The sequence below is a fragment of the Gemmatimonas sp. genome (assembly GCF_036405635.1).
GTDB lineage: Bacteria > Gemmatimonadota > Gemmatimonadetes > Gemmatimonadales > Gemmatimonadaceae > Gemmatimonas.
Genome location: NZ_DASWXE010000112.1, coordinates 1 through 25,215, shown reverse-complemented (window position 1 = coordinate 25,215; position 25,215 = coordinate 1). Strand labels below are relative to the sequence as shown.

Annotated in this window: 28 protein-coding genes and 2 tRNA genes; 2 read left to right on the top strand and 28 right to left on the bottom strand. The window is 66.0% G+C overall.

Annotated elements, in window-relative coordinates:
• The 25 genes from VGE27_RS09730 to VGE27_RS09610 form a co-directional block, all read right to left on the bottom strand.
• A complete protein-coding gene (locus VGE27_RS09730; protein WP_331049457.1) occupies nt 1-699 on the bottom strand; it encodes a succinate dehydrogenase cytochrome b subunit in 699 nt (232 codons plus the stop codon).
• A 60-nt stretch (nt 700-759) separates the two neighbouring features.
• The gene (gene mdh / locus VGE27_RS09725) at nt 760-1,689 is read right to left on the bottom strand and encodes a malate dehydrogenase (RefSeq protein WP_331049456.1); all 930 of its coding nucleotides are present in this window, start codon (nt 1,687-1,689) and stop codon (nt 760-762) included.
• 171 nt (nt 1,690-1,860) lie between these two features.
• Nucleotides 1,861-2,832 carry a GTP 3',8-cyclase MoaA gene (moaA, locus tag VGE27_RS09720; protein WP_331049455.1) on the bottom strand — a complete coding sequence of 324 codons (972 nt, stop codon included), beginning with the start codon at nt 2,830-2,832 and terminating at the stop codon, nt 1,861-1,863.
• Nucleotides 2,832-3,302 carry a molybdenum cofactor biosynthesis protein MoaE gene (locus VGE27_RS09715; RefSeq protein WP_331049454.1) on the bottom strand — a complete coding sequence of 157 codons (471 nt, stop codon included), beginning with the start codon at nt 3,300-3,302 and terminating at the stop codon, nt 2,832-2,834. Before VGE27_RS09715 ends, moaA begins: the two co-directional genes overlap by 1 nt.
• A 3-nt stretch (nt 3,303-3,305) precedes the next feature.
• Entirely contained in the window at nt 3,306-3,548 is a 243-nt protein-coding gene (locus VGE27_RS09710) for a MoaD/ThiS family protein (protein WP_331049453.1), read from the bottom strand.
• 84 nt (nt 3,549-3,632) lie between these two features.
• Nucleotides 3,633-3,965: an HU family DNA-binding protein gene (locus VGE27_RS09705; protein ID WP_331049452.1), complete on the bottom strand. Its 333-nt coding sequence runs from the start codon at nt 3,963-3,965 to the stop codon at nt 3,633-3,635.
• 88 nt (nt 3,966-4,053) lie between these two features.
• Complete coding sequence (gene carA / locus VGE27_RS09700; protein ID WP_331049451.1) at nt 4,054-5,187, bottom strand: glutamine-hydrolyzing carbamoyl-phosphate synthase small subunit; 1,134 nt, start codon at nt 5,185-5,187, stop codon at nt 4,054-4,056.
• Nucleotides 5,188-5,194: 7 nt separating this feature from the next.
• Nucleotides 5,195-5,596, bottom strand: coding sequence for a preprotein translocase subunit SecG (gene secG / locus VGE27_RS09695; RefSeq protein WP_331049450.1), 402 nt, complete (start codon nt 5,594-5,596; stop codon nt 5,195-5,197).
• A 113-nt stretch (nt 5,597-5,709) separates the two neighbouring features.
• Nucleotides 5,710-6,465, bottom strand: a complete 756-nt coding sequence (gene tpiA, locus VGE27_RS09690; RefSeq protein ID WP_331049449.1) for a triose-phosphate isomerase — start codon at nt 6,463-6,465, stop codon at nt 5,710-5,712.
• A 44-nt stretch (nt 6,466-6,509) separates the two neighbouring features.
• Nucleotides 6,510-7,706, bottom strand: a complete 1,197-nt coding sequence (locus VGE27_RS09685; RefSeq protein WP_331049448.1) for a phosphoglycerate kinase — start codon at nt 7,704-7,706, stop codon at nt 6,510-6,512.
• A 105-nt stretch (nt 7,707-7,811) separates the two neighbouring features.
• On the bottom strand, nt 7,812-8,825 hold the full coding sequence (gap, locus tag VGE27_RS09680) for a type I glyceraldehyde-3-phosphate dehydrogenase (RefSeq protein ID WP_331049447.1): 1,014 nt from the start codon (nt 8,823-8,825) through the stop codon (nt 7,812-7,814).
• Between the two features lie 5 nt (nt 8,826-8,830).
• Nucleotides 8,831-9,676 carry a ComF family protein gene (locus tag VGE27_RS09675; RefSeq protein ID WP_331049446.1) on the bottom strand — a complete coding sequence of 282 codons (846 nt, stop codon included), beginning with the start codon at nt 9,674-9,676 and terminating at the stop codon, nt 8,831-8,833.
• A 97-nt stretch (nt 9,677-9,773) separates the two neighbouring features.
• Nucleotides 9,774-10,646 (bottom strand): shikimate dehydrogenase, encoded by an 873-nt coding sequence (locus VGE27_RS09670; RefSeq protein ID WP_331049445.1) that lies wholly within the window; start codon nt 10,644-10,646, stop codon nt 9,774-9,776.
• A 6-nt stretch (nt 10,647-10,652) separates the two neighbouring features.
• Nucleotides 10,653-11,117, bottom strand: a complete 465-nt coding sequence (locus tag VGE27_RS09665) for a low molecular weight protein arginine phosphatase (RefSeq protein ID WP_331049444.1) — start codon at nt 11,115-11,117, stop codon at nt 10,653-10,655.
• The gene (locus VGE27_RS09660; RefSeq protein ID WP_331049443.1) at nt 11,117-11,791 is read right to left on the bottom strand and encodes an L-threonylcarbamoyladenylate synthase; all 675 of its coding nucleotides are present in this window, start codon (nt 11,789-11,791) and stop codon (nt 11,117-11,119) included. Before VGE27_RS09660 ends, VGE27_RS09665 begins: the two co-directional genes overlap by 1 nt.
• Nucleotides 11,792-11,810: 19 nt before the next feature.
• Nucleotides 11,811-12,584 carry a 2-C-methyl-D-erythritol 4-phosphate cytidylyltransferase gene (gene ispD, locus VGE27_RS09655; RefSeq protein ID WP_331049442.1) on the bottom strand — a complete coding sequence of 258 codons (774 nt, stop codon included), beginning with the start codon at nt 12,582-12,584 and terminating at the stop codon, nt 11,811-11,813.
• A gap of 42 nt (nt 12,585-12,626) precedes the next feature.
• Nucleotides 12,627-14,024, bottom strand: coding sequence for a DNA repair protein RadA (gene radA, locus VGE27_RS09650; protein ID WP_331049441.1), 1,398 nt, complete (start codon nt 14,022-14,024; stop codon nt 12,627-12,629).
• Complete coding sequence (gene dnaB, locus VGE27_RS09645) at nt 14,024-15,517, bottom strand: replicative DNA helicase (protein WP_331049440.1); 1,494 nt, start codon at nt 15,515-15,517, stop codon at nt 14,024-14,026. Before dnaB ends, radA begins: the two co-directional genes overlap by 1 nt.
• A 1-nt stretch (nt 15,518) precedes the next feature.
• Nucleotides 15,519-16,697 (bottom strand): uracil-DNA glycosylase family protein, encoded by a 1,179-nt coding sequence (locus tag VGE27_RS09640; RefSeq protein WP_331049439.1) that lies wholly within the window; start codon nt 16,695-16,697, stop codon nt 15,519-15,521.
• Between the two features lie 150 nt (nt 16,698-16,847).
• The gene (locus VGE27_RS09635; RefSeq protein ID WP_331049438.1) at nt 16,848-17,054 is read right to left on the bottom strand and encodes a DNA-directed RNA polymerase subunit omega; all 207 of its coding nucleotides are present in this window, start codon (nt 17,052-17,054) and stop codon (nt 16,848-16,850) included.
• Nucleotides 17,055-17,057: 3 nt separating this feature from the next.
• On the bottom strand, nt 17,058-17,705 hold the full coding sequence (gene gmk / locus VGE27_RS09630) for a guanylate kinase (RefSeq protein WP_331049437.1): 648 nt from the start codon (nt 17,703-17,705) through the stop codon (nt 17,058-17,060).
• The gene (locus tag VGE27_RS09625; RefSeq protein WP_331049436.1) at nt 17,702-18,574 is read right to left on the bottom strand and encodes a YicC/YloC family endoribonuclease; all 873 of its coding nucleotides are present in this window, start codon (nt 18,572-18,574) and stop codon (nt 17,702-17,704) included. Before VGE27_RS09625 ends, gmk begins: the two co-directional genes overlap by 4 nt.
• A gap of 91 nt (nt 18,575-18,665) precedes the next feature.
• On the bottom strand, nt 18,666-20,633 hold the full coding sequence (locus VGE27_RS09620; protein ID WP_331049435.1) for a hypothetical protein: 1,968 nt from the start codon (nt 20,631-20,633) through the stop codon (nt 18,666-18,668).
• Nucleotides 20,630-22,135: a leucyl aminopeptidase gene (locus VGE27_RS09615; protein WP_331049434.1), complete on the bottom strand. Its 1,506-nt coding sequence runs from the start codon at nt 22,133-22,135 to the stop codon at nt 20,630-20,632. Before VGE27_RS09615 ends, VGE27_RS09620 begins: the two co-directional genes overlap by 4 nt.
• Before the next feature lie 94 nt (nt 22,136-22,229).
• Nucleotides 22,230-22,301, bottom strand: a tRNA-Asn gene (locus VGE27_RS09610).
• Between the two features lie 157 nt (nt 22,302-22,458).
• Between VGE27_RS09610 and VGE27_RS09605 the strand changes: the two genes are divergently transcribed.
• Both VGE27_RS09605 and VGE27_RS09600 read left to right on the top strand, forming a co-directional pair.
• Entirely contained in the window at nt 22,459-22,902 is a 444-nt protein-coding gene (locus tag VGE27_RS09605) for a hypothetical protein (RefSeq protein ID WP_331049433.1), read from the top strand.
• Between the two features lie 22 nt (nt 22,903-22,924).
• A tRNA-Leu gene (locus tag VGE27_RS09600) sits at nt 22,925-23,008 on the top strand.
• A gap of 81 nt (nt 23,009-23,089) precedes the next feature.
• Here the strand turns inward: VGE27_RS09600 and VGE27_RS09595 are convergent.
• From VGE27_RS09595 to VGE27_RS09585, 3 genes are read right to left on the bottom strand one after another with little or no spacing between them, the layout of a single operon-like run.
• Nucleotides 23,090-23,689 (bottom strand): Spy/CpxP family protein refolding chaperone, encoded by a 600-nt coding sequence (locus VGE27_RS09595; RefSeq protein WP_331049432.1) that lies wholly within the window; start codon nt 23,687-23,689, stop codon nt 23,090-23,092.
• Nucleotides 23,686-24,408, bottom strand: coding sequence for a zf-HC2 domain-containing protein (locus VGE27_RS09590; protein ID WP_331049431.1), 723 nt, complete (start codon nt 24,406-24,408; stop codon nt 23,686-23,688). Before VGE27_RS09590 ends, VGE27_RS09595 begins: the two co-directional genes overlap by 4 nt.
• A complete protein-coding gene (locus VGE27_RS09585; protein WP_331049430.1) occupies nt 24,401-24,955 on the bottom strand; it encodes an RNA polymerase sigma factor in 555 nt (184 codons plus the stop codon). Before VGE27_RS09585 ends, VGE27_RS09590 begins: the two co-directional genes overlap by 8 nt.
• Nucleotides 24,956-25,215 lie beyond the last annotated feature (260 nt).

Below are 25,215 nucleotides of genomic sequence, written 5' to 3'. Positions count from 1 at the left end.
TCAGTGCGTCTCCGCCGCGGGCATCTCTTGCAGCGCCGGCGCTTCGGGGAAAAGACCGGCCAGCGTGGCAATCGGGATGATCGCGAAGCCCAGCGCGACGACGATCGCCAGCACCACCGCGATGCGACGCTTGAGGGGCTGCTGCGACGGACGCGCCACACCGAGCGTGCGCGTCACGGCCCAGGTGCCGTGGAAGAGGTGCAACCCGAGCGCCGCCATGGCGACGATGTAGAAACCGGCCACCAGCGGATTGGCGAGGCCGATGCGCAGGTTGTTGTACGGATCGAGGTGCGTGAACTGCGGATGCACCGTGCCCAGCGTCATGTGCAGGATGTGGTACACGATGAACACCAGCAGCAGGACACCGCCCCACTTGATGGTCTTCGCCGCGAAGGTCGTAACCTGCGGCTTGCGCGTCGCATAGTCCTGCGGACGCGCGGCCTTCGAGATCATGGTGAGCTGATAGGCCGAAACGACGTGCAGCATGACCGCCACAAGCAACCCGATGCGCACCGCCCACAGGAGCGGCATGCTGGTGCGGAGGAGGAGCGCGTACTGGTGCATCGCCTCCTGCCCCTTGAACATCAGGAAGTTGCCGGACATGTGGCCGATGACGAACAGGACCCCGATGATCCCGGTCACCGCCATCACGATCTTCTTGCCGATCGTGCTCTGCCAGAACTGCTTGAGACCGTACATAGGCGAGGTAGGTGATGAAACCGGCGCGACCATCGTGGTGGCCGCGCCGGTTTCGTCAGATCAGAGGGAGAGCACCGACATCGGTTCGCGCACCGCCTGAGCGGAGCGTTCGAGGGCGGCGCGTTCGTCGGCGGTGAGCTCGATTTCGAGGACCTTCTCGAGGCCGTTCTTGCCGAGCTTGCAGGGCACGCCGAGGAACAGATCCGACATGCCGTATTCGCCCTGCAGCCAGGCCGCGCACGGCAGGATGCGCTTGCGGTCGTGCACGATTGCATCGACCATCTCCACCGCGCCCGACGACGGGGCGTAGTACGCCGAACCCGTCTTGAGATACTTCACGATCTCGGCGCCGCCGTCACGCGCACGCTGCACGATCGCGTCGAGCTGCTCGCGCGGCATGAGCTGCGTGATCGGGATACCGCTGATCGTCGTGTACGAGATGAGCGGCACCATCGTGTCGCCGTGACCACCAAGCACCATGGCCTGGATGTCGCGCACCGACACGTCGAGCGCTTCAGCGATGAACGAACGGTAGCGCGCCGTGTCGAGCACGCCGGCCATGCCGATCACGCGCTCGCGCGGGAAGCCTGTCACATGCTTCGCGACATGGCACATCACGTCGAGCGGATTGGACACGACGATGATGATCGCGTTGGGCGACGTTGCCTTGATCTGCTCCGCCACCGACTTCACGATGCCGGCATTCGTGTTCAGGAGATCGTCACGCGACATGCCCGGCTTGCGCGCGATGCCGGCCGTGATGACGACGATGTCCGAACCAGCGGTCTCCTCGTATCCGTTGGAGCCGATGACACGCGTGTCGAACCCTTCGACCGGCGCCGACTCCCACTGATCAAGGCCCTTCCCCTGCGGGATGCCTTCCACGACGTCCACCATGACGACCGTGCGTCCGAGCGACTTCTCGGCGATACGCTGTGCCGTGGTGGCGCCGACATTACCCGCGCCTACGACCGTGATCTTGTTGACCATGTTGTGCCGGTTCTCCGTACGGCTGACGAAGCTGCAGAACGTGTACGTGAACTGGAGCGCCGCGGCAGGAGGGGCATGGCCACGTCAGGTCATACTCGACCGGGCGTCCAGATGAGTGCGTTTTCGCAACTTAGGGTGGCGTGGCCATGCGAGCAACTCACAACAGAGGGATCAGCCGCCGACCTCGCTCAGGGCACGCAGCCCGCCCACACGCAGCTGCAGCAATGCGTGCTCCTTCGGCTTCTCCGCCAATGCCTTCGCAAAAAGTGGGGCGAGCGGTTCACCCCGCCGCAGCGCGTCACGCAACGGCACTTCATGGTCACCGAAGAGACAGGTGCGCAGCCGACCATCGGCCGTCAGCCTAACCCGATTGCATCGCTCGCAATACGTATGTGTCATGGGCGTGATGACACCCACCGAGCCGGGGGCACCGGCGTAGCGGTAGTACACCGCCGGTCCGTTGCCATGCACGGGTGCGGCGTCTGGCTCGAGCGCCTGCACCGCATTCAGGCGCGCCAGGATATCGTCGCTGGGCACGACATGATCGGTCGTGAGACTGGCCAGCTCGCCGACCGGCATCAGCTCGATGAAGCGCACATGCCAGGGGTGGTCACGGGTCAGCGCCGCGAAGTCGGCGACCTCATCGTCATTGATGCCACGCATGACCACGACGTTGATCTTGATCGGACCGATGCCAGCCCGCTCCGCTGCCAATGCCGCCGTGCGCAGGTCGAATCCGAGATCCCGCCGGGCAATGGCCACCACCCGATCCGGGCGCAGGGAATCAGCGCTGATGTTCACGCGGTGCAGGCCCGCATCGGCGAGGGCGCCCGACATCGTCGGCAACTTCACGCCGTTGGTGGACAGGGCGATGTCGTCGATGCCGGGGATGTCGCGCAGCATGCGGATCAGGCGCGGCAACTCCGGCCGGATCGTGGGCTCACCGCCGGTGATGCGGAGTCGCTTGAGGCCCAGTGGCGCGAGCTGCGCCACCACATCGGCGATCTCCTCGTAGCGCAGAATGTCGCCCTTCGGGAGCCACGGCAGCCCCTCCACCGGCATGCAATACTGGCAGCGGAAGTTGCAGCGATCGGTGACCGAGATGCGCAGGTACTCGATCTGGCGCCCGAATTGATCACGCATTACTCGGAACCCTGCGTCGGCACGGACATGTCGGCGGCACCCTGCCCCTTGGTCGGGTCGATCCACACGCGATCCCCGTCCACGTAGTGCTCGCGCTTCCACACCGGCACGCGCTGCTTGAGCGACTCGATGATGGCCCGGGCACCGTCGCAGGCCTGCGCCCGGTGCGCGTGGGCCGCCACAATGGCCACACTGACGTCGCCGATACCGAGCGTGCCGATGCGGTGCTCCAGCGCCACGCGCAGCCCCGGGGTGGCCGCACACACCTCTTCAGCCACCGCCGCCAGCTCTTTCGCCGCCATGCCCTCGTAGGCCTCGTAGTCGATGCCCGTGACCGGCCGTCCGTCGTTGAGGTCGCGCACGGTGCCCAGAAACACTGACAGCGCGCCCACGCCGGTGTCCTGCGCACGCAGAATCAGCGCCGACACGTCGATCGGTGCGGAGACAATGGCGGCATGCAGCAGAGCCATGAGTCAGCCTCCTGCGACCGGGGGGATCAGCGCGACTTCGTCACCCGGCTGCAGCACCGCCGCGGTGTCGGCCAAGCGCTGGTTCACGGCCACGAGCACGCGCGGGGGAAGACGGTCACCGCCAGGCATGCCGCGCAACGTGTCGACCAAGGTCTGCACCGGACAGGGGGCTTCGACGGGCACCTCAAGCTCGCGGGTACCGAACGCGTCCGCATACGAAGCGAAGAGCAGGACAGGAATGCTCATGTTTCCTCAAGATACCCCGGATTGCGCAAGAACGCCCCGTCAGCGGGCTGACAGGGCGTTCGGCGACCAGCCAACGAGGCAGACTCAGCTCTCGTCGTCGTCGTCCTCGAGGAGGTTGGCATCGATGCCGGCCACCATGGCGCGCAGTTCTTTGCTGGGCTTGAACACCGGCACCGGACGGGCGGACACTTCCACCGGTGAACCCGTGCGCGGATTGCGCGCCATGCGAGTCTTGCGCTGACGGATCTTGAACGTGCCGAACCCTCGTACCTCGATGTTCTTCTGCTCCTGCAACGCGTCCTTGATCGCATCGAGGAAGGCGTCGACGACGCGCGCGCAGTCCTTCTTGGAAATCGTCGGTCCGGCCGTTTGGGCAATGCGAGCCGTGACGTTTTCGACGAGGTCGGCTTTGGTCATGGGGCGAGCGATGAGTACGGAGCAGAAACGCGTGCGGGCACCAAGCAGTGGCTCGGTGCCCGCAGCGAACGTATGGCCTTAGTGCTTATCAGTCAAGCGTTTGGGCCTCTTCACCCCGACGTCGTCTCAGTGCCGACAGGAACTGATCGAACAGCGGCACGGCATCATGCGGGCCTGGCGCCGCCTCTGGATGGTACTGCACCGCGAAGATCGGGAGGCTGCGGTGGCGCAGTCCTTCCACGGTGCCGTCGTTCAGGTTGATGTGCGTCACGGCCAGATCCGGAGCACCTTCCACACCGTCCGGCGAGCCAGCCACGGCAAAGCCATGGTTCTGGGCGGTGATCAGCACCTGCCCTGTGGCCAGATCCTTCACCGGCTGGTTTCCGCCCCGATGCCCATACGGCATCTTCACCGTACGACCGCCGAAGGTGAGCCCCAGCAGCTGGTGGCCGAGGCAGATACCGAAAATCGGTACCTCGGCCTTGGCAATCGTGCGGATGTTGTCCGGCGCGTAGGTGACCGCGGCCGGGTCGCCCGGGCCATTGGACAGGAACACGCCGTCCGGGTTCATCGCCAGCACCTGATCCGCAGGCGTCTCCGAGGGCACCACGGTCACGCGGCAGCCGTGCGCGTCGAACAGCCGCAGGATGTTGCGCTTGATGCCGTAGTCGTAGGCCACGACGTGATAGGGCGCCTGTGAGTGCCCCCAGTCGTAGCGCTCCTGCGTGGAGACCACCGTGGCCAGGTCGAGCCCTTCCATGCTCGGGCAGGCCTCGAGTGCCGCCAAGGCCTCGGCCGAGGGCGTTTCTCCCAGGGCGATCACCCCACGCATCACGCCAACGCTGCGCAGGTGCTTCGTGAGGCGACGGGTGTCGACTTCGGTGAGCACCGGCACTTCCGCGGCGGCCAGCCAGTCCTGCAGGCTGCCCGTGGCGCGCCAATTGGAATAAGTCGGCGAGAGCTCACGGCACACCACGGCGGCCACCTGCGGACGCGCCGATTCGGGGTCGTCCGTGTTGATGCCGTAGTTGCCGATCTGCGGCGAAGTCATGACGACGGTCTGGCCACGGAACGAGGGGTCGGTGAAGACCTCCTGGTATCCGGTCATGACGGTCGTGAAGACGATTTCCGCAACGGTGGGCGTGGTCGGCCCCACCAGCCGTCCGAGAAAAAGGGTCCCGTCCTCGAGGAGGAGGAACCCCTTTGGAGGCAGCGCGTTCACCGCGTCCTTACGGCTTGGCGGGCGTCGCCGGCTGACCGGCGGGAGCTGCTGCGGGAGCCGCTTCCTGCGTCAGCGGAGCGGCAGGTGCGGCCGTGTTGCCGTTGCTGGGGGCCACCGGGGCCGCCTGCGTGGCGGGCGCGGCCAGCTGGTCGAGCACCGACTTGGGCGCCGACGAGCGGGTGCTCATGATCTGGAGGATGAACGCCAGACCGAGGAAGATACCGCCGCACCACCAGCTCGCCTTCGTGAGCAGGTTCCCCGCCTGACGGGAGCCAATGACGGAGTCCGCCGACGAGCTGGCACCGCCGAAGCTGGCCGCCAGACCGCCACCCTTGCCCGACTGGAGAAGGATCGCCGCAGCCAACACCACCGCGTCGAGGATGAGGAGAATCAGCAGGAACGTGTACATGGGCAGAGCCGAGGCGATGTCCTAGAGCGCAAAGAGGGAATGCGCCCGAATGAGCCTCATAAGATCACCAGTTGCGGATGGTGAAACAAGGGAGCGGGCGCACTTCCGTCAGGTCAGGCGCGCACGATCCCGGCCCAACCGTCGGCGTCCAGCGACGCCCCGCCCACCAGCAACCCGTCCACATCGGACGCGGCGAGCAGCTGTGAGGCATTGCCGCGGTTCACCGAGCCGCCGTACAGGATCGGGATACCGCTTGCCACCTTGTCCCCCACACGCGACGCCAGGGCCTGCCGCAGCACGCCGTGGATTTCGGCCGCGTCGTCCGGCGTGGCCGTGCGGCCCGTGCCGATCGCCCACACCGGCTCGTAGGCGAGCATGATGGTGCCGACCTGATGGTCGTCGAGCTCCTTGAGCCCAGCCGTGAGCTGACGCTGCACCACCTCTGCCGTGTGCCCCGCCTCACGCTCGGCCAGCGTCTCGCCCACGCACAACATCGGCGTCAGCCGGGCCTGAGCAATGAGCGCCATTTTTTTTGTGGTGGTCTCGTCGCTTTCCCCAAACACATGACGACGTTCGGAGTGACCCACCAGCACCACACGCGCACCGGCGTCACGCGCCATGAGGACCGAGTTTTCACCCGTGTAGGCACCCTGCGCTTCTGAGTGCACGTTCTGCACACCCACCCAGATCTCCGGGCGATCGCGCAGCCCTTCGGCGACCGTGGTGAGCGTGATGGCGGACGGGAAGAAGATCACCGTCCGGTCGTTCAACCGAGGCGCCTGCGCGAGGAAACGCTGCAGAAACGCCTTCGCGTCCGTGGGGCCGTGGTTGAGCTTCCAGTTGGCCGCGATAACCGGCTTGAGATGCATGAGAGTGCGCGAAGGGAGTACGGAGAACGAACGGTGAGTACGAATCAGCGCTGATCGAGCGCGGATACGCCGGGAAGGTCCTTGCCCTCGAGAAACTCGAGCGAGGCGCCACCGCCCGTGGACACATGCGACATCTGCGATTCGAGTCCGGCTTCGGCCACCGCTGCCGCGGAGTCACCACCGCCAATGATGGTCGTGGCGCCCTGCCCTGTGGCGTGAGCCATGGCATCGGCCACGCTCCGGGTGCCAGCGTCGAACGGGGGCTTTTCGAACACACCCATCGGGCCGTTCCAGAGCACCGTCTTCGCGCCTTCGATCAGCGTGCGGTACTGCGCGGCGCTGGCTGGTCCGATATCGAACATCGCCTGACCGGCAGGAATGGCATCACGGGCCACCGCCGAGGCCTGCGCACCGGCGTCCATGGCCGGGGCAATCGTCGCATCCGCCGGCAGGACCAGCTTGTCGCCGCCGCGCGTCAGCAGATCACGCGCCATGTCGAGACGATCCGGTTCGACCAGCGAGTTGCCGGTCTCGAAGCCCATCGCGCGGAAGAACGTGCATGCCATCGCACCGCCGATCAGCAGGTGATCGACCTTGGGCAACAACGCTTCGACCACGTCGATCTTGCCGGAGATCTTGGAGCCGCCGAGGATGGCCACGAACGGTCGCTGCGGATTGGCGAGTGCGCCGCCGAGATACGCGAGCTCCTTCTCCATGAGCAGGCCGGCCACGGCCGGACGGCAATACTTCGCCACACCAGCGGTGCTGGCATGCGCGCGATGCGCCGCACCAAACGCGTCGTTGACGTACACATCGCCGAGCTGCGCGAGCTGCTGTGAGAGGGCGTCGTCGTTCTTCTCTTCGCCCGGCAGGAAGCGGGTGTTCTCGAGCAGCAGCACTTCGCCGGCGGCGAGCGCTTTCGACGCTGAGACCGCAGCGTCACCCACGGTTTCCCCGAGGAAGTGCACGGGGCGCGGCAGCAGCTCCCTGAGGCGGGCCGCGACGGGCGCGAGCGAATACTTGGCTTCGGGCGCGCCCTTGGGGCGTCCGAAGTGCGCCAGCAGAATCACGCGGGCGCCACCGTCGAGCAGTGTGGTGATGGTCGGCAGTGCCGCTGTGATACGCGTGTCGTCGGCCACCTGGCCAGCGTCGTTGAGCGGCACGTTGAAGTCGACGCGCACAAGCGCACGCTTGCCCTGCAGATCGGCAGGCGCGAGGTCGCGAATGGTCTTGGTGGTCATCACCGAATGCGAGGCGGGAAATAGAACCGGGAAAACGACAGGGAGACCCGTCCGTGCGGTCTCCCTGTCGTCAGGCCTGTGGCAGGCCGATGTCTCCGTGTGCGCTTAGAGGCGCGAGCCGACGAAACGCAGCAGGTCGACGCAGCGCGACGAATAACCCCACTCGTTGTCATACCAGCCCGAGATCTTCACCATGGTGCCATTGATGACGATCGTGCTCAGTGCGTCGAGCGTGCACGAGTTCGGGTTGCCCACGTAGTCGATCGACACGAGCGGCACTTCGCTGTAACCCAGCACGCCTTCCAGGGCGCCCGACTCCGACGCGGCCTTGAACGCGGCGTTGACTTCTTCCTTGGTCACCGGACGCTCGACAATGCACGTCAGGTCGGTGAGCGACACGTCGGGCGTCGGCACGCGCACGGCGATACCGTCGATCTTGCCCTTCACTTCGGGGATCACGAGCGACGTGGCCTTGGCGGCACCCGTCGTGGTCGGGATCATGGACACGGCAGCCGCACGCGCGCGGCGCAGGTCCTTGTGCGGCAGGTCGAGGATGCTCTGGTCATTCGTGTAGCTGTGGATCGTGACCATCGAGCCATGCACGAAACCGAAGTTGTCGCGGATCACCTTCACCATCGGCACGAGGCAGTTCGTCGTGCACGACGCGTTCGAGATGATGTGATGCGACGCCGGATCGTACTTGTCGCTGTTCACGCCCATCACGACCGTGATGTCTTCGTTCGTGGCCGGGGCCGAGATGATGACCTTCTTCGCGCCGGCTTCCATGTGCTTGCGCGCATCGGCGGCCGCGGTGAAACGGCCTGTCGACTCGAGCACGATGTCGACGCCGAGTTCCTTCCACGGCAGCTTGCCGGGCTCGCGCTCGGCGAGAATGCGGATACGATCGCCGTCGATGGTGATGGCGTCGGCTTCATGACCGACCTGACCGTCGAACTTGCCGTGCACCGAGTCGTACTGGAACAGGTGCGCCAGTGTCGCGGTGTCGGTGAGGTCGTTGATCGCGACGAAATCGATATCCGCCACGCCCTGCTGCTTCGCGGCGCGCAAAACCTGGCGCCCGATGCGGCCGAAGCCGTTGATGCCAACCCGAATGGCCATTCGTGTCAGTTCCTGAGTGAGTCGTCGTCGGGAACGGTGCGGTCGCCGGTATCCGGCGCCCGACCGAAGGTGACACAGCTGATGATGCGCGCGCCGCCCTCGAGCAAAGCCTGGGCAGCGGCGTTGAGCGTCGCGGCTGTGGTGATGACATCGTCCACCAGGACGACGTGCTGGCCGCGCAGCATCGCGCGCCGGGAATCCGGCACGGTGAACGCCCCGGAAACGTTGCTCGCACGCTGGGAGGGTGTCAACCGGACCTGTGATTGTGTATGGCGCGCACGTACGAGGACATTTGACCGGAGGGGGACGCGCCAGAGGGGCGCGAGGGCACGAGCCAACTCGCCGGCCTGATTGTAGCCGCGCTCTCGCAGCCGCTGTTCCGAGAGCGGCATAGGCACCACCGCCGCACGCTCCTCGAGGACATCCGTGGGCCAGTCGAGTCGGGCCATGCGACGGGCCATCGGCACCGCCACCGCGTGCCACCCCTGGTACTTGAGGGCGTGCACCAGCTCGCCACCGCTGCCGTCATCCATGCGGCAGACCGAGCGCACCGCGCGGATCTCGGGCGAGAGCCGCGCACACCAGCGACAGGGCATCAGTTCCTGCTCCGAAGCCAGCGCCACCGGTCCGCGCGTCGGACGGGCGGCGGGGAGTGGCACCGTCAGCGAGAGACGCGGGTGACCGCATCGCATGCACAGTGGCAGCGCGAGTGGCACCAGCCGGGCCATGCAGGTGCCACACACGATGCCATCGGGCGTGCTGTGAGAGGCATGGGCCCGCCGGCACAGCACACACGCGCCGGGCAGCAGGAAATCGAGCGCGCCCTGTGCGAAGCGGGACCACGCGGACATCGCCGATAGACCGCTGGAGCCTCTGCTGTGGTGAGGCGTGGGTGTGCGATCGCTGTGCCGTACCCCGACATGATCGTTGCTTCTCATGCAGCGCCACTCAGGGGCGAGGTCGGTCCGGCGCAGGCGCCTGCTCGCCAAGCGCCTGCCACATGACGTCGCGCGGTGCGTCGATGCCAAACCAGCTCCGAAACGCGGAAGCCCCCTGCTCCACCAGCATGCGCAGTCCGTCCTCTGCGGCGAGTCCATGCGCCCGCGCGGCACGCACCCACGGCGTGCCACCGGACTGACCAGCCGTCCGTCCGCGATACACCAGGTCGAAGACTGCGGCATGCGGAGACAGCGCACTGGGTTCGACCGGGAGCGCATCGTCGTCACGCAGTCCCAGCGGCGTACTGTTCACCACGAGGTCCGCGTTCCCCAGCGCGCCAGGAGCATCATCGTGTGCGTCCAACACGACACCACTCACTCCGGTGCGCGCGAGCAGCGCATGCGCGCGGGCTGGCGTGCGTGCGACGATGGCGATCTCGGTCGCGCCCATCTCGGCGAGTGCGAGCAACACGGCCGCAGCCGAACCGCCGCTGCCGAGCAACACGGCACGTCGCGCAGAACGACCGGCCATCAACGCCTGCATGGTCGCGCGCGCGCCATCCACATCGGTGTTGTGTCCGTGCAGGAGGCCACGCTCGAACCAAAACGTGTTCACCGCGCCGGCACGCCTGGCTGTCTCGGACAGCCGATCGGCCTCTGCCGCCACCGCTTCTTTGTGTGGGATGGTGACGTTGCCGCCGGTGTTGGTATCACGACACGTATGCAGTGCCTCGCGCAGACGCTCCGGGGGCACATCGCGGCGCGTGTACGTGAGCGCCAAGCCACTGGCTGCCAGCGCGGCGCCCTGAAACACCGGCGAGAGCGAGTGGGCCACGGGGTGACCCAGAATCACCAAGCCTGAGGGGCGCTCGCCGGCAATCATCGTCTATCAGGCCTGCCGACCGGCGCGATCAGCCACGACCTTGTCGAGGATCGCGCCGATCTCCTGTTCCAGTTCGGTATAGGTCGCGCGGTACACGTCGAGGTCACCACCAAACGGATCACTCACCGGCCTCGCGGCCTGCCCGGTGTAGCCGGTGAGCATCCACGCGCGCCCAGCGCCACCGAGGGCCTCCACGCGATCAAGATGGTGCGGGCCCATGGTGAGAATGAGATCGGCGCTGGCCACCACTTCGGGGGCCAGTGCCGTGGCGCGGTGCCCGCCGAGTTCGACGCCGTGCTCCAGTGCCACCAGCAGTGCGCCGTCGGACGCCGATGCGCCGGGCCATGCACTGGTGCCTGCACTGCCGATGGTGACGTCGGGAATGCCCCTCTGCGCCACGAGGAGCCGTGCTATGCCCTCGGCCATAGGACTGCGGCAGGTGTTGCCCGTGCAGACGAAGAGAAGGTGCATCAGGTATCTCCGATGAGATCAGCAACACAGGTGCGCAGCAATGAAGCCGGCAACGCCCCAGGGCGAATGACACGCGGTCTACGCCCCGTGCAATCCACCACCGTGGACGATTCCGATGGGGCGAGTCGACCGCCATCGAGCACACGCAGCGTGCCGCGATGAATCTCCGCGGGCCACTGCGATACAATTTCCGACGCGGTCATAGCGGGTGGCACCCGTGGGCGATTGGCACTCGTGCTCGTAATCGGCTCGCCATAGGCGGCGAGCAACCGCTGCAAACCCGGATGTGGTGTGAGTCGTACCGCCACACCACCTTCGGGGCCACGAGCACGTGCCGGCACCCGATGATCGCCACCGCGCAACACCAGCGTGAGGGGGCCGGGCCAGAAACGCGCGGCCAGCTGTGCGGCGTATGTGGGCAGATGCAGGTCGAGTCGCGCCACCTGTCCCGGGTCACCGATCAGGAGCAGGAACGGCTTGCCCGGTGGACGTCCCTTCATGCGCACCAGGGCTTCGACGGAGTCGTGATCGACGGCGGTGCCGAAGCCGTAGACAGTCTCGGTGGGATAGGCGAGCACTCCGCCGGCATCGAGGTGCTGGAGGGTGTCCCGCAACGACGCCTCGATCTCGGCCGGTGACCAGAACGGCGTCGACAGTTCGCTGAGGTTGATCACGCGCACCGCATGGTCGACGTCAATCCCGCAGGATGCTGAGCGCTTCCGCGCGTGCGAAGTCACCTTCTTCGGTGATCTTCATGCCGCGTTCACTGCCACGGACCACCACCACCGGATGCCCAAGACGCTCGAGCAAGGCGGCGTCGTCGGTGGCACCGATGCGATCACGCCGGGCGGCCACATGGGCTTCCTCGAGCAGCTCGCGGGGGAACGCCTGCGGGGTCTGCGCGCGCCAGAGATGCGTGCGGTCGACCGTGCGCACGATGCGACCGTGTTCGTCCACTTCCTTGAGCGTATCGACCACCGGCAGCGCCGCCACCGCACCATGTCCCTTGCGCGCCTCGGCAATCACGCGATCGATCGTGTCGTCGGTGACCAGCGGCCGAGCGGCATCGTGCACGACGGCCACCGTCACCTCTTCCGGCAGATCTTCGAGACCATTCACCACGCTCTGGTGTCGTTCGGCGCCGCCGACGGAGACCAGCAGACGATCGACATCACACTGGAACAACCAGGGCGGCGGATCGGCGGCGTAGGCCTTGGGCAACACCACGACCACGACGGCGACATCTTCACGAGCCATGAACGCCTGCACGCTGTGCAGCAACGCCGGCTTGCCGGACACCCATCGGAACTGCTTGAGCTCCGCGCTGCCCGTGCGCGATCCCGAACCACCGGCAACGATCACCACGCCCACATCGCGAACGGTATTGCTGGTTGGTGAGGCTTCTCCGCGCGAGGCAATCACAGGCGGCGGAATGATGCGTCGCGGCGGTTGCAGGCTGTCACTCATGAAATCTCTCGTTCCACACAGATCGTTGTACGCCGTTGCACATCACGCGGCGTCCTTTCCGACGGTGCGCTGCAGCACGTCATTAAGAGTACGCACGCCGATCACCGTGATATCGCCCGGAATGCGGCGCGGGATGGCGCGATCCGACATGTAGGCGGTGGTCATGCCCAGCTTGGCCGCTTCAGCAAGCCGTCGCTCGGCCTGCGAGACAGGCCGCACTTCCCCGCCCAGTCCAAGTTCTCCCAGGAACACCGCGTGTGACGGCAGCGGCCGGTCGACCACGCTGGACGCCAACGCGGCGACCACCGCCAGATCGACACTGGGCTCCTGCACCCGCATACCGCCCACCACGTTGCAGAACACGTCGAGCTGCGTGCAGGGAAACCCGCCGCGCTTGTCGAGTACCGCGAGCAGCAATGCCAAACGACGTGCGTCGATGCCATTCGCCACGCGCTGCGGCGTACCAAACCCTGCGCGTGCCGCCAGCGCCTGCACTTCCACCAACACGGGGCGTGTGCCTTCCATCAATGCGCACACCGCGCTGCCGCTGGCAATCTCCCGCCGGTCGCCAAGGAACAGCGCCGACGGGTTCTCCACGGGCACCAGTCCCGTGCCCACCATGCGAAACACACCAATCTCGTCGACACTGCCGAAGCGATTCTTCGTTGCCCGCAGTACCCGGTGGTCGAGTGTGCTGTCACCCTCGAAATACAGCACCGTGTCGACGATGTGTTCGAGCGTCTTGGGGCCCGCGATGCCGCCCCCCTTGGTGACATGGCCGATCACGAACACCGTGGTGCCCGTATCCTTGGCAAATCGCATCAGGCGCGCGGCGCACTCACGCACCTGCCCCACGTTGCCCGGCGCTCCTTCGAGCAGCTCGGTGTGCACCGTCTGGATGGAATCGACAATGAGCGCCCGCACCGGCCGGCCATCTGCTGTGGGCTGCGCCGCCGTGGCCAGAATCGTCTCGAGTGATGTCTCGGTCAGCAGGCTCACCGCACTCGCATCTTCAGCCAGCCGCTCGGCGCGCAGGCGCACCTGCAGCGCACTTTCCTCGCCGGAGACGTACAGGGTGGCTTGTCCGGACGCCTCGAGTCGCGCTGCTGCTTGCAGCAACAGCGTGCTCTTGCCGATACCAGGCTCGCCGCCCACCAGCACCATGCTGCCCGGCACGATACCGCCGCCCAGCACGAAGTCGAATTCGTCGAGACCCGTACGCCAGCGTGGCGTATCTGCGGCCGTGACCGAACCCAGAGTGACCGTGCGACCGGCCACCCCACCCGCCGCGCGCGCTGCGGTGCGCTTGCTCGTGGCCACCGGCGCCACGATCTCTTCCGCCAGGGTATTCCACGCACTGCAGCTCTCGCACCGGCCAGCCCACTTCGGGAACTCGGCGCCGCAGTCGGTGCAGCGATAGACCGTGCGCGTCTTCGCCATCAGAACGGCGTGCCGTTGAAGTCGTCCGGACCACGCACGAGTTTGGGCCCGCCAAAGCCGCCACCGTCGCTGTATCCCGTGTCCTGACGCGGCGAGAAGTTGTCGAAGCGCGTGTACTGCTTGTGGAAGAACAACCGCGCACTGCCGATCGGACCGTTACGCTGCTTGCCGATGATGATCTCGGCCCGCCCCTCGAGGGTAGGGTCCTTGAGCCGACCATTCTCGTCGCGCTCGGCGTACACTTCCTGACGGAAGATGAACATGATCACGTCGGCGTCCTGCTCGATGGCGCCCGATTCACGAAGGTCGGACAGCTGCGGACGGCCCTTGTCGTCGCCGGTACGCTGCTCGGGCGCACGCGAAAGCTGGGAGAGCGCCACCACCGGCACACCCAGCTCTTTCGCGAGGGCCTTGAGACCGCGCGAAATCTGCGAGACTTCCTGCTGACGGTTCTCCACGCCGGCGGGGCCCGTCATGAGCTGCAGGTAGTCCACGATGATGAGCCCAAGGTCGTGTTCGGCCTTGAGCCGCCGCGCCTTGGCGCGCATATCGAGCAGCGTGATGCCCGGCGTGTCGTCGATGAAGATCGGTGCATGGCTCAGAATACCAGCCGCCTTCGCCAAACGTGGCATCGATTCATCGAGCGCCCTACCACCTTTACGCAACGCCTGTGCATCGATGAGCGCTTCGGAGGCGAGCATACGCTGCACGAGCGATTCCTTGCTCATTTCGAGCGAGAAGAACGCCACGGGCACCTTGGCCGTGATGGCCGAATGCTGCGCGATATTGAGCGTGAACGCCGTCTTGCCCATGGACGGACGGGCCGCGACGATGATCAGGTCGGCCGGCTGGAAGCCCGACGTCATGTGATCGAGCTCGATGAAGCCCGTTGGCACGCCCGTGATGGCCTGGTCACGCTGCGAAAGCAGCTCGAGCTTTTCCATGGCCGGCCAGAGCAACTCCTTGATGCGCGCGAAGCCCGTGCGCTCCTTGCTCTGTCCAAGGCCGAAGATCCGTGACTCCGCGCTGTCCAGCAGGTCGGTCGCCATGACGCGTCCTTCGAACGCCTCTTGCACGATCTCAGTGCTGACTTCGATCAGCCGGCGCAGCAACGCCTTCTCCTTCACGATGCGCGCGTGGTACTCCACGTTGGCCACCGTGGGCACGGCATCGAGCAGGAACGCGAGATACTCTCGTCCACCCGCGTGCTCGAGCTCACCGCGACGTTCGAGTTCATCGGCCAGCGTGAGCGGATCCACCACGTCGCCACGCTCGGTGATGGCAATCATCGCGCGGTGCAAGCGGCGATGGCCTTCCCGATAGAACATCGTATCGTCGACATGCTCGGCGGCGCGCATGATCGCATCGGCATCGAGCAGCATCGCACCGAGCACCGCCTGCTCGGCTTCTTCGGACCAGGGTGGGCGGCGTTCCTTGTAGGGATCGCGTGAGGCCGGCACCTGTGCTGCGGCGGCGGGAACAAGACTGGTCATGTCAGCGAGACTCCAGCGTCGACGTGCCACCGGCTTCGCCATTGGCGGCGAGGGCAGCGTCGAGTACGCGGCGGGCCAGCTTCACGTCTTCCCAGGTGGGACGCTTCCACGACTCGTTGCGCAGCAGCGCCGCCGGGTGGTAGGTGACGATGAGAGGCACGCCATGAAAACGATGAATGCGCCCACGCAGCGCACTGATGGACGTGGTGGTCTGCAGCAGTGTCTGCGCGGCAAAACGACCCAGCGCGAGGATGACCTTGGGCCGCACCAATTCCACCTGACGCAGCAGGTAGGGCTGGCACGCCAGCACTTCATCCGGCAGCGGATCGCGATTCCCAGGCGGCCGGTGCTTGAGCACGTTGCAGATGTAGACGGACTCGCGGGTCAGCTGGATCGCACCGAGGATCTTGGTGAGCAACTGGCCGGCATCGCCGACGAAGGGACGGCCCTGAGCGTCTTCGTTTGCCCCGGGCGCCTCGCCGACGCAAAGAAAGTCGGCAGTCGGATTGCCTTCTCCGGGCACGGGATTCTTGGCCGACGCGTGGAGCGCGCACCGCTGGCAGCTCGCCACGTGCTGGGTGAGCGCTTCCAGCGATGGCAGCAGCGCCACCTCCGGGGCCAACGATGCCGATGTCGCGCCCGCTTCGAGTCCTGCTGGCAGACCCAGTGCCTCGAGCCAGGCCGGAAGCTGGGCCGGATTGCCCGCGGGCGCGGCTGAACCCTTGGACCGCTCTGCGGCGGACGGCGCCGCGTCGGCGCGAGCGGCTTCTGGATTGGACGATGTTGGCGCGCGATCGGCTTTGGCCGCCGGCTTCTGCGCGGCTGAGGGATCGAGACCCCGCAACGCCGTACGCCAGTCAGCGCTGGTGTCGGCATCGAAGCGCGGCGCAGGCGGCGGTGGCGCGAAATCCTGCACTGGCGGCGACCCTTCCGCTCCGCCTCTCTCGTCTGACACCTGATAGTCAGACGGCGGTGCAGCGGGCGTTGGTGCGCGGCTGCTCCCCGCGACGGCGCCACGGGAAGCCCCGCTATCCGCAGCCGGGCGGCGCGCTGGTGACGTGGACTTCGCCCCCACGATGTCGAGCACTGAATCCACCGACAGTCCGTCGAGTACGTACTCGGATTCACCGAGCTCGCGGCGCTGCTCGAGATATCGGCGTAGTCGGTCCCTGGCGTCCATGGTCAGTCCGTGCCCTCAGGTGTTCAACAAAGATGACGGACGACGCGGTGCGGACACGAAGGTGGGAATCTGGGGGACAGGGGTGGAAAAGGCGCCGCGCCGAACGCAAATCGCTTCGGCACGGCGCCTGATACTGCAGGGCGCAAAGGCTCAGCCCGGGCGACGGCGCGGCTGCACCTTGAACTCGATATCGCCGTCCGTCAGCTCTTCGAGCGCGCGCGTCGTGAGCTTCTTTTCGTTCAGCGAACGATCCCGTGGGAACTCGTTGAGCACCCGCGCGAACTTCGCGGCGATCAGCACGCTCAGGTACTTGTTCGTCGCGTGCTTCGTAACGTCCGTCGGCGTGAAAACCTGCATGCGTCAGTCGCCCCTGCTGAATGCGTGAATTTCCTGTTCGAGCTGCGCAATGAGCGCCTCGACCTGCGCTTCGACCGCGTGAACGCGATCATGGCGCAATCCTTCGGCATCGATGATGGCACTCACCTGGTCCACCGCCCGATCGAGATTGTCGTTCACGACCACGTAGTGGTAGCGACCAACTTCTCCCAACTCGGCGCGCGCATTGCGAAGACGGACCAGGAGCTTCTCCTGACTTTCGCTTTTGCGCGCCGACAGCCGGGACTTGAGCACTTCACCCGACGGCGGCAGGACAAAAATGAGCACGGTATCCGGGAACGCCGCGTGGAACTGCCGCGCGCCCTGAACGTCGATGTCCATGAGCACATGCCGGCCACCGGAGAGCACACGCTCCACCTCCGACCGCAGTGTCCCATAAAAATTGCCGTGTACCTCAGCCCACTCGGCGAACTCACCCGCATCACGCGCGGACAAAAACGCTTCCGGACTCAGGAACCGGTAATCGCGCCCGTCGACCTCTCCCTCACGGGGCGCCCTCGTCGTGCAACTAACAGAATAACCCAAATCGCTCCGCCGCTCCAGCAACCGGCGTGCAATTGTGGTCTTTCCCCCACCAGATGGGGCGGACAGGATGACCGGAAACGTGCTCACTCGAGGTTCTCGACCTGTTCTCGGATCCGTTCCAGCTCCTCCTTGAGTCCGACCACCTCATGGAGGATCGCGGCGTCCGCCGCCTTGCTACCCGTCGTGTTGGCCTCGCGCAGCATCTCCTGCAGCAGAAAGCCGAGGCGCTTGCCCACGGGCTCACCCGGCTCGGCCAGCGTGCCGCGGAACGCCGCCAGATGGGCGTGGAAACGGTCCAGCTCCTCGGCCACGTCCATCCGATCGGCCAGAATGGCGATTTCCTGGGCCAGACGGGTTTCGTCCACCGCCACGCCCTCGGCCAGTTCCTTGACCGACGCCCGCAACCGGTCGCGGTGAGCGACGATGCGCTCCGGAGCGCGGGCGGCGATGCGCCCGAGGGCCGCCTCCACCTGATCCACACGCTGGCGCAGCACCTCAGCCAGTCTCGCTCCTTCTTCGGCCCGTGAGCGAGCCAATGCATCGAGCGCCTGGCTGACAATCGTGACCAGGTCGGCCGCAGACCCCGTCTCATCGTCATCACGCGGCGCCGACATGACGTCGGGCATGCGGAGCACGCTGGCCAGATCCACACCGCCCGTGAGCCCGTGGCGTTCCACCAGCCCCTTGAGCTGGCTGGCGACCGCACTGAACCGGGCTTCGTCTATCGTGATGGCCGTCTCAGCCTGCCGCTCGGAGCGCACGGTGAGGGTCACGTGGCCCCGGCTGACCTTCTGGCGCATGGCCTCGCGCACGTCGGCTTCCCACCGTGCGAAACTCCCGGGCAGCTTGATGCTCGGCGAGAAAAATCGATGGTTCACGGTGCGCACGTCGACCACCACGTGCAGCGTGCCCATCGCCCCTTCGGCCTGGCCGAAGCCTGTCATCGAACGAATCATGTGGCGCTCATGGATTCGGCAATGAAATGCGCCACGGCATACCCGTCAATTGCAGGAACGTCAATCCGCCGCGAATCGGTCCGCTGCGGCCTCAGTTCCAGAATTCCCAGCGCATGCCATACATCTGCACGGCCGGCGGCATGGTGATGCCCCGAATCTGCTCGTACTGACCACCGGACAGATTGCGATACTGGTAAAAGAGCGTGCCCTTCTGGATGCGGATCTCGAGATGCGCGGTCGCCACCTGTGCCTTTTCCGTGACGCGAATGTCCGGCTCTTCCTCCTCGCCACGCACGCCGTAGTAGAACGGCACACCGCCTCGCATCTCGTAGCTGATGCGGGCATTGATGCTGAACTCGCCCTTCGGGAACCGGCGGCGCCAATCGCTGATGAGTGCCAGGTCGGCACGAATGGTCGACGGCGGGCGCTGGAACTGCTCGGTATCCCAGCGGATCGACTGGACCTCGAACTGCACGTCCTTGTACAGACGACCGCGGGCGCCGATCAGCATGCCCTGCGCGGCGGGTGCATCGAGCATCACGCCCGGGAGATTGAGCAGTTCGATATTGGCATAGCGCACCGCGTCCTCGCGCAGTACGCCACCGCTCAACCAGATATTCTTGTATCGCACCGCGGCTTCGGCGCGCAGGCTCGAGGACGCAATGCGCAGGCTGGAGTCGACGGGCGTGCGCGAGGCGTGCGACCCATTGACCACGAACCACGAAGTCGGCCGGAATTGTGCGACGACTTCGGTACGATCAGTGGAGTCGGGTCCCGAACGCTCGACCCATCCACCCAAGGAAAACGCGCGCCAGTTGGCGCTGCCGCGCGCTACAGGCGCATGTACCGACTGACCATTCAGCGGTCGGATCCGGTCGGTGAGCGAAACCGCCCAGTTGTTCGTGCGGTAGCCGACAGCCACGACCTGCTGCGTACGCGCGGTGATGGTATCAGGGCGCGGCAAGGCCCTTCCGCTGACATCGAGCACCGCAATGAACGTGTCTGGTTCGATCTTCACCCGCAGCGACTGCACCATGGCCTGCGACCAGAAACCGCGCAGCGTGTCACCGTAGCCCACCCGCACGTACCCTTCGCGATGCGATCCCTTGTAGCCAGGCAGATTGTTGAACAGGCTCGTATCGCGCGACGTGTGACGGTCACGATCACGTGCCCCACCCTGCCCGTACGCATCCACGCTCCACTTGCCGCGCGCCCAACCCAGTCGACCCAGGAACAACTGCACACTGCCATCGCTGCGAAGGCGCTGCCCCGTGTTGCCATCAAACGCGGTCACGCGCCCGGATTGTGTGGCCACCTGCTGACCACCTGCCTGAAACATCAGGCCATTGCGCCAACGCCGCGCCACAAACCCGCGGAAGGCGTTGGTGTTTAGGTCACCGGTGAAAATGTCCACGCGGGAATAGGGCGTGGTGTGTGTGGCCGCCACGGTGCGCATCCACACACGGATCTCACCGGCCCCTCGTTCAATCACGAGGTCCTCGAGCGTCCAGATCGGGATGTTCACGAGATCGATGGCACCAACACCACGCGTATCCACGCCATCCACTTCGATGCCATCGATGAAGTAGCGGATGCGTCGGGCGTCGCCGTTGTATGCGGCCGCATGGATACCGGCCAGCCATCCACTGCGGAATGTGGAGACCCCTGGAACGCGGTCCAACAGGTCGGCCAGCGTCATCGCACTCGATGACAGAATGGCGTTTCGATCGAAGCGCAGACGTTCGGAGATATCCAGCGCCGCCGACGGCATTTCAAAACGCGCGACCGGCGTCTTGATGGTGTCGCCGAGCATGAGGTTCCGGATGCTGTCGCTGCGCGCGAGGATGCGGGCCTGCATCGCCGAATCTGCTGCGGCGGAATCCCGCGGCGGGATCGGCAGTTCTACTCGCACGGAATCACGCCGCGTAGAATCGGGGCGCACCTGCGCCAAGACGAACGCCGGCATCAGCAGCAGGGCCGATGCCACACTCGCGACGAGCCGCCAGGCGCCGCGTCGTACGATGTTCTGCCTCGATTGGCGCACGGCGGGTGTGGTCACTGACGCGTGCGGGCGCGAACGATTTCGACGAACGTGCCCACGGGTGTCCCGGTGGGTCCCTTCGGAATCCAGCCGAGGTCCGTCTGCGAATACGCCGTGCCGGCCACATCGAGGTGCACCCACGGATAGCCGTCGACAAATTCCTGCAGGAACAGCGCGGCCGTGATCGAGCCCGCCGCCCGGCCGCCGGTGTTCTTGAGGTCGGCCACGTCGGACTTGATTTGCTCCTTGTAGTCATCCCACAGCGGCAGCGCCCAGCCGGGCTCACCGGCCGCCTGCCCGGCGTTGATCACTTCATCGATCGCACTCTGATCGTTGCCGAACACGCCGACGGCATTGTGGCCGAGACCGATGACGATGGCGCCAGTCAGCGTCGCCGCATCGATGGCAATGGCCGGATCGAAACGCTTGGCGAACACCAAGAGGTCGGCCAGTACCAGACGCCCTTCCGCGTCGGTGTTGATGATCTCGACGGTCTTGCCGTTCGACGCGCGCACGACGTCACCGGGCTTCACAGCTTCACCAGACGGCATGTTGGTCGTCGAACCGATGATGCCGACGACATTCACCGGCAGCTTGAGGCGGCCGATGGTTTCCATCGCCCCCATCACGCCGCCCGCGCCCGACATGTCGAACTTCATCCACTCCATCTCCGGCGCCGGCTTGATGGAGATACCGCCCGTGTCGAAGCAGAGTCCCTTGCCGATCAGCACCACCGGCTTCTGATCCGCCGGGCCGCCACGGTGCTCGAGTGCCACGAGCTTGGGATCCTGCGTGGTGCCCTGCGCCACACATAGGAACGACCCCATGTTCGCCGCGGCCAGCTGTTCGCGGCCCCACACGGTGAGCTCCATGCCATGCCGCTCGGCGATCTCGCGCCCCACTTCGGCGAAGGTATCCGGCGTGCAGACATTGCCCGGCATCTGGCCGAGACGCTTGGCGATGGCCTGCCCTTCCGCCATCGCGACGCCGACTTCGAAGCCAGCGGCGGTGGGCGCGCCGGCGGGCGCGACGATCGTGATCGACGACACGCGGGCGCGGCGATCCTTCTCCGGGGGCTGTGTCTGCAGGTCGGGATAGCTCCAGCTGCCTGCAGCGGCGCCGATCACCAGTCCTTCGGTGGCGCTGCCATCCGTGGTGGAATCGTCCGGCAGCAGCAGTGTGAGTGCGCCTGTGCCCAGCTTGGTGGCCTGCCGAGCGGCAATGGCCGCGGCGCGGCGCGCCGTGGTGCGCGTGAGCGGTGCACTGCCCCGACCCACGAGCAAGAGGCGTTGCACACCGGTCTCACCACCGACCAGCAACAGCGTTTCGTCACGACCGCCGCGGAAATCGCGCCGAGTCAGCGAGCGCCCAATGGCGCCATGCAGCTGTGCGTCCAGTTCTCCAAGGGCACCGCCAAGCACACCGTCCTGCAGCGAAGCGTCCTGCGGCAGGATGACCGCCAGCAGGGGGGTGTCAATCGACGCAGAGGCAGCGTGGGAAAGCTGAAACGAAAGCGACATGGGAACCGGGTAAGAGATGTCCGGAAGCTATACGACAGGGCTACAACGCACGATGCCCGGTGTTCCCTTGCGGGACACCGGGCATCGTGGGAAGCTGGGGCGGGTGGACTCGAACCACCAACCGTCCGATTAACAGTCGGATGCTCTGCCATTGAGCTACACCCCATCGGTTACTGTCCAGCAGCAACGGCCGAACAATAATCACACGGCCAGTGTACGCGGGAGTCCCCCTCACCGTTGAGATTGTAATTGGCCTCAATCCGGATGTTTTTGTGAATCCTTTGCAACTGCACCGCGGCGACCGAGCTACCCCTCGCCCCGCCATGACAACCTGGCGCCTTCTGATTCTGAGCGCCGGGGCCACGCTGCTGTCGTCGTGCTCCTTGTTTCGGGGAGACTGTGTGCTGGTCGGGACCTACGGCGTGAGCGTCTATGTGACGGATGCCCAGACCAAGAAGGCTCCCGACCCTGCACCGACGATGCGAATCATCAACGGCGACTACGTCGAAACGGCGCGCGGAATGCCGCAGGGCGACGCGCTGCTCTACGTCGCGGCAATGGAACGTCCCGGCCGGTATCGCGTCGAATTGGAGGCGCCGGGCTACGTCAGTGAGGTGCGGGATTCAGTGAGGTGCGGGATGAGGTTGAGGTGTCGCGGGGTGGCCACTGCGGCTATCTGCGCAGCGCCCGACTCGATATCAGTATGCGTCGAACGAACTGACCCGATGCAAGCACGATCCCGCCATGGCGGCGAACGCGCGCCCTGAGTACACTTGGATCTTCGTTGTAGCCCGGATGGCGGAATTGGCAGACGCAGGGGACTCAAAATCCCCCGAAGGCAACTTCTTGTGGGTTCGACCCCCACTCTGGGCACTGCAGGTATCAAGACAAGCGGGGAGCATCGGCCAATCGGCGATGCTCCCCGCTTTTGTTGTGCGCCCAACCCGGCCGCTCTTACCGGTCGCCCGGTTCCCGCTTGCGCGGCATTTCCGAGTCGCGCGGCACCCGGGCCTTGCTCGAGTCGTCCATGCCCATTCGGCGCCGCTGCATCTCCTGCATACCGCGTCGCAGTTCTTCCTGCAGGCCGAAGTACCGCACGCGCTGGATGGGTGACAGGAACTTGGCCAGTTCCTTCTGCTCGCGCTCCATGAGCTCCAGCCGGCGTCGCTCGAGGCCGGGCATCTGGTCGAGCAACTCGCCCACGCGCGTTTCGCTGGCTTTCTCGCCCGCCATGAGTTCGCGGCGCATCGCCATGCGCACCGACATTTCGTCGCGACGCAGCTGCCGCCGCGATTCTTCCGTGCGGCTCGCCACCTCCCGAAGCTTGGCGTGCTGCTCGTCGGAAAGACTCAGGCGCTGCTTCACGATCTCATCGAGCCGCTCCTGAAAGCGACGCTCGAGTTGCTCGCGCTGCGCCATCTCGTCACGGCCGGGACGACCCATCTTCCCCGGTTGCCCGCCCGATGGCGGACCGCCCTGTGCCTCGAGTGACGACGCGGCCGACAATGTCACCACCGCTGACAGCAGCACGACCAGCGTGCGCACAGCGGTCATAGCGCGCCTCCACGCGTGCCGACAATGGGCACCGCGGGCATGGGATCCGTGCTCGTGGCCCCGTCCCACTGATCCAGACGATCCAGCATCGCCTGCAACTCTTCCTCGGTGTAGTCGCCGAGATCTCCGTATGACACTGGCACATCCGGCTGCGACGCCAGCACACCGCGCGCATCGGTGCCCTGCACAGCCGACAACGACTCCGCCAGCAATGCCGGCATCTGCAGGCTTTCGGCGGCGGCCAGCTGAGACATCGGTGCCGTGCCGGACTCCGCGCCGCGACGCGCCACCAGCAAGGACGTGGCACCGGCCACCATCACCGTCATCGTGGCGGCAATGCGCCAGAGTGTGGGCCCGCTCGGCATACGCCGACGCGGACGGGTGTGAATGGACGGCGGTGTGGCGACCGGCGCAGTGGCACGATCGGTACCGGGCTTCTCGTCGACGGTACGCACCAGCATCGGCCGCGGCGGATGCGCCGTGACGGGCTGCTGCGGCGGTTTCGGGAGTGCCGCCACGATACGTGACAAGCGGGCGGCATCCAGCGCGACGGCCTGCGGACGCAAACCGCGCACGGTGCGCAGGAGCGCGACATCACCGGCGCACGCCGAGCACGTCACCAGATGCGCATGCACCTGCGACCGTTCCGCGTCGCCCAGCAACTCCGCCACGTAGTCGGGGAGCAGATCCTGCAGCTCCGGCGCTTGACACTCAGTCATCGAGAAACTCCTTCACCGCGCGTATCGCGTTGTGATAGTGCACCCGGGCCGACCCTTCCGTCGTGTCGAGAATCTCTGCGATCTCCCGGTAACTCCTGCCTTCCTGAACACGCAGCAGGAACACTTCCCGTTGCATGCGCGTCAATCGAGCCATCGCGTCCACTACCCGCTGTGAGGCTTCATCAGCCACCAGCGTGTCGAGTGCGTCGTACTCGGTTGCCATGTGTGCGTCTTCGACAGCCACCTCGTGCCCCCGTCGCGACTGCGCGCGCCGTCGGTCGATCACCAGTCGGCGTTCGATCGTGAACAACCAGGTTCGCAGCGAACTGTCCGACCGGAACGAGTCCAGCGCACCGAACGCGCGAATGAACGTTTCCTGCACCAACTCGTCGATGTCTTCCGTGATGCCGAGACGTACCGCAAACCGACTCAGCGCTTCCGCATGCCGCTCCACGATCGCCGTGGCCGCCCGCTCATCACCCGACTTCCACTGCTCGATGAGCTGACTGTCCATCGAGGCATCGTCCCGGGGATCGGCATGGATCATACGCTCCACCCTCTTGGACGGGACGAAGCGCGGGGCGTTAAGGCCGAATTCCGGGACGTGGATCCGGACGGGACGAACGGGCAGCCGGTGGCCGCCGACAGGGGGTCCGGAGCCGGGGACGAATGGAGCCGATTGACCCTGCCGCGCAGCGGGGGCAGGTTGCGGAGTATGACCGCCATGTCACGTCGTCGAAATCGGGTTCCCGGCATCCCTGAGATCATCGCGCATCGCGGCGCGTCGCGCGAGTGCCGGGAGAATAC

What these genes read in the sequence shown, in the direction of transcription:
- VGE27_RS09730 (WP_331049457.1), bottom strand. Translation starts at nt 699, where the DNA reads ATGTACGGTCTCAAGCAGTTCTGGCAGAGCACGATCGGCAAGAAGATC.
- mdh (WP_331049456.1), bottom strand. Translation starts at nt 1,689, where the DNA reads ATGGTCAACAAGATCACGGTCGTAGGCGCGGGTAATGTCGGCGCCACC.
- moaA (WP_331049455.1), bottom strand. Translation starts at nt 2,832, where the DNA reads ATGCGTGATCAATTCGGGCGCCAGATCGAGTACCTGCGCATCTCGGTC.
- VGE27_RS09715 (WP_331049454.1), bottom strand. Translation starts at nt 3,302, where the DNA reads ATGGCTCTGCTGCATGCCGCCATTGTCTCCGCACCGATCGACGTGTCG.
- VGE27_RS09710 (WP_331049453.1), bottom strand. Translation starts at nt 3,548, where the DNA reads ATGAGCATTCCTGTCCTGCTCTTCGCTTCGTATGCGGACGCGTTCGGT.
- VGE27_RS09705 (WP_331049452.1), bottom strand. Translation starts at nt 3,965, where the DNA reads ATGACCAAAGCCGACCTCGTCGAAAACGTCACGGCTCGCATTGCCCAA.
- secG (WP_331049450.1), bottom strand. Translation starts at nt 5,596, where the DNA reads ATGTACACGTTCCTGCTGATTCTCCTCATCCTCGACGCGGTGGTGTTG.
- tpiA (WP_331049449.1), bottom strand. Translation starts at nt 6,465, where the DNA reads ATGCATCTCAAGCCGGTTATCGCGGCCAACTGGAAGCTCAACCACGGC.
- VGE27_RS09685 (WP_331049448.1), bottom strand. Translation starts at nt 7,706, where the DNA reads ATGACCACCAAGACCATTCGCGACCTCGCGCCTGCCGATCTGCAGGGC.
- gap (WP_331049447.1), bottom strand. Translation starts at nt 8,825, where the DNA reads ATGGCCATTCGGGTTGGCATCAACGGCTTCGGCCGCATCGGGCGCCAG.
- VGE27_RS09675 (WP_331049446.1), bottom strand. Translation starts at nt 9,676, where the DNA reads ATGTCCGCGTGGTCCCGCTTCGCACAGGGCGCGCTCGATTTCCTGCTG.
- VGE27_RS09670 (WP_331049445.1), bottom strand. Translation starts at nt 10,646, where the DNA reads ATGATTGCCGGCGAGCGCCCCTCAGGCTTGGTGATTCTGGGTCACCCC.
- VGE27_RS09665 (WP_331049444.1), bottom strand. Translation starts at nt 11,117, where the DNA reads ATGCACCTTCTCTTCGTCTGCACGGGCAACACCTGCCGCAGTCCTATG.
- ispD (WP_331049442.1), bottom strand. Translation starts at nt 12,584, where the DNA reads ATGAGTGACAGCCTGCAACCGCCGCGACGCATCATTCCGCCGCCTGTG.
- radA (WP_331049441.1), bottom strand. Translation starts at nt 14,024, where the DNA reads ATGGCGAAGACGCGCACGGTCTATCGCTGCACCGACTGCGGCGCCGAG.
- dnaB (WP_331049440.1), bottom strand. Translation starts at nt 15,517, where the DNA reads ATGACCAGTCTTGTTCCCGCCGCCGCAGCACAGGTGCCGGCCTCACGC.
- VGE27_RS09640 (WP_331049439.1), bottom strand. Translation starts at nt 16,697, where the DNA reads ATGGACGCCAGGGACCGACTACGCCGATATCTCGAGCAGCGCCGCGAG.
- VGE27_RS09635 (WP_331049438.1), bottom strand. Translation starts at nt 17,054, where the DNA reads ATGCAGGTTTTCACGCCGACGGACGTTACGAAGCACGCGACGAACAAG.
- VGE27_RS09625 (WP_331049436.1), bottom strand. Translation starts at nt 18,574, where the DNA reads ATGATTCGTTCGATGACAGGCTTCGGCCAGGCCGAAGGGGCGATGGGC.
- VGE27_RS09615 (WP_331049434.1), bottom strand. Translation starts at nt 22,135, where the DNA reads ATGTCGCTTTCGTTTCAGCTTTCCCACGCTGCCTCTGCGTCGATTGAC.
- VGE27_RS09605 (WP_331049433.1), top strand. Translation starts at nt 22,459, where the DNA reads ATGACAACCTGGCGCCTTCTGATTCTGAGCGCCGGGGCCACGCTGCTG.
- VGE27_RS09595 (WP_331049432.1), bottom strand. Translation starts at nt 23,689, where the DNA reads ATGACCGCTGTGCGCACGCTGGTCGTGCTGCTGTCAGCGGTGGTGACA.
- VGE27_RS09590 (WP_331049431.1), bottom strand. Translation starts at nt 24,408, where the DNA reads ATGACTGAGTGTCAAGCGCCGGAGCTGCAGGATCTGCTCCCCGACTAC.
- VGE27_RS09585 (WP_331049430.1), bottom strand. Translation starts at nt 24,955, where the DNA reads ATGATCCATGCCGATCCCCGGGACGATGCCTCGATGGACAGTCAGCTC.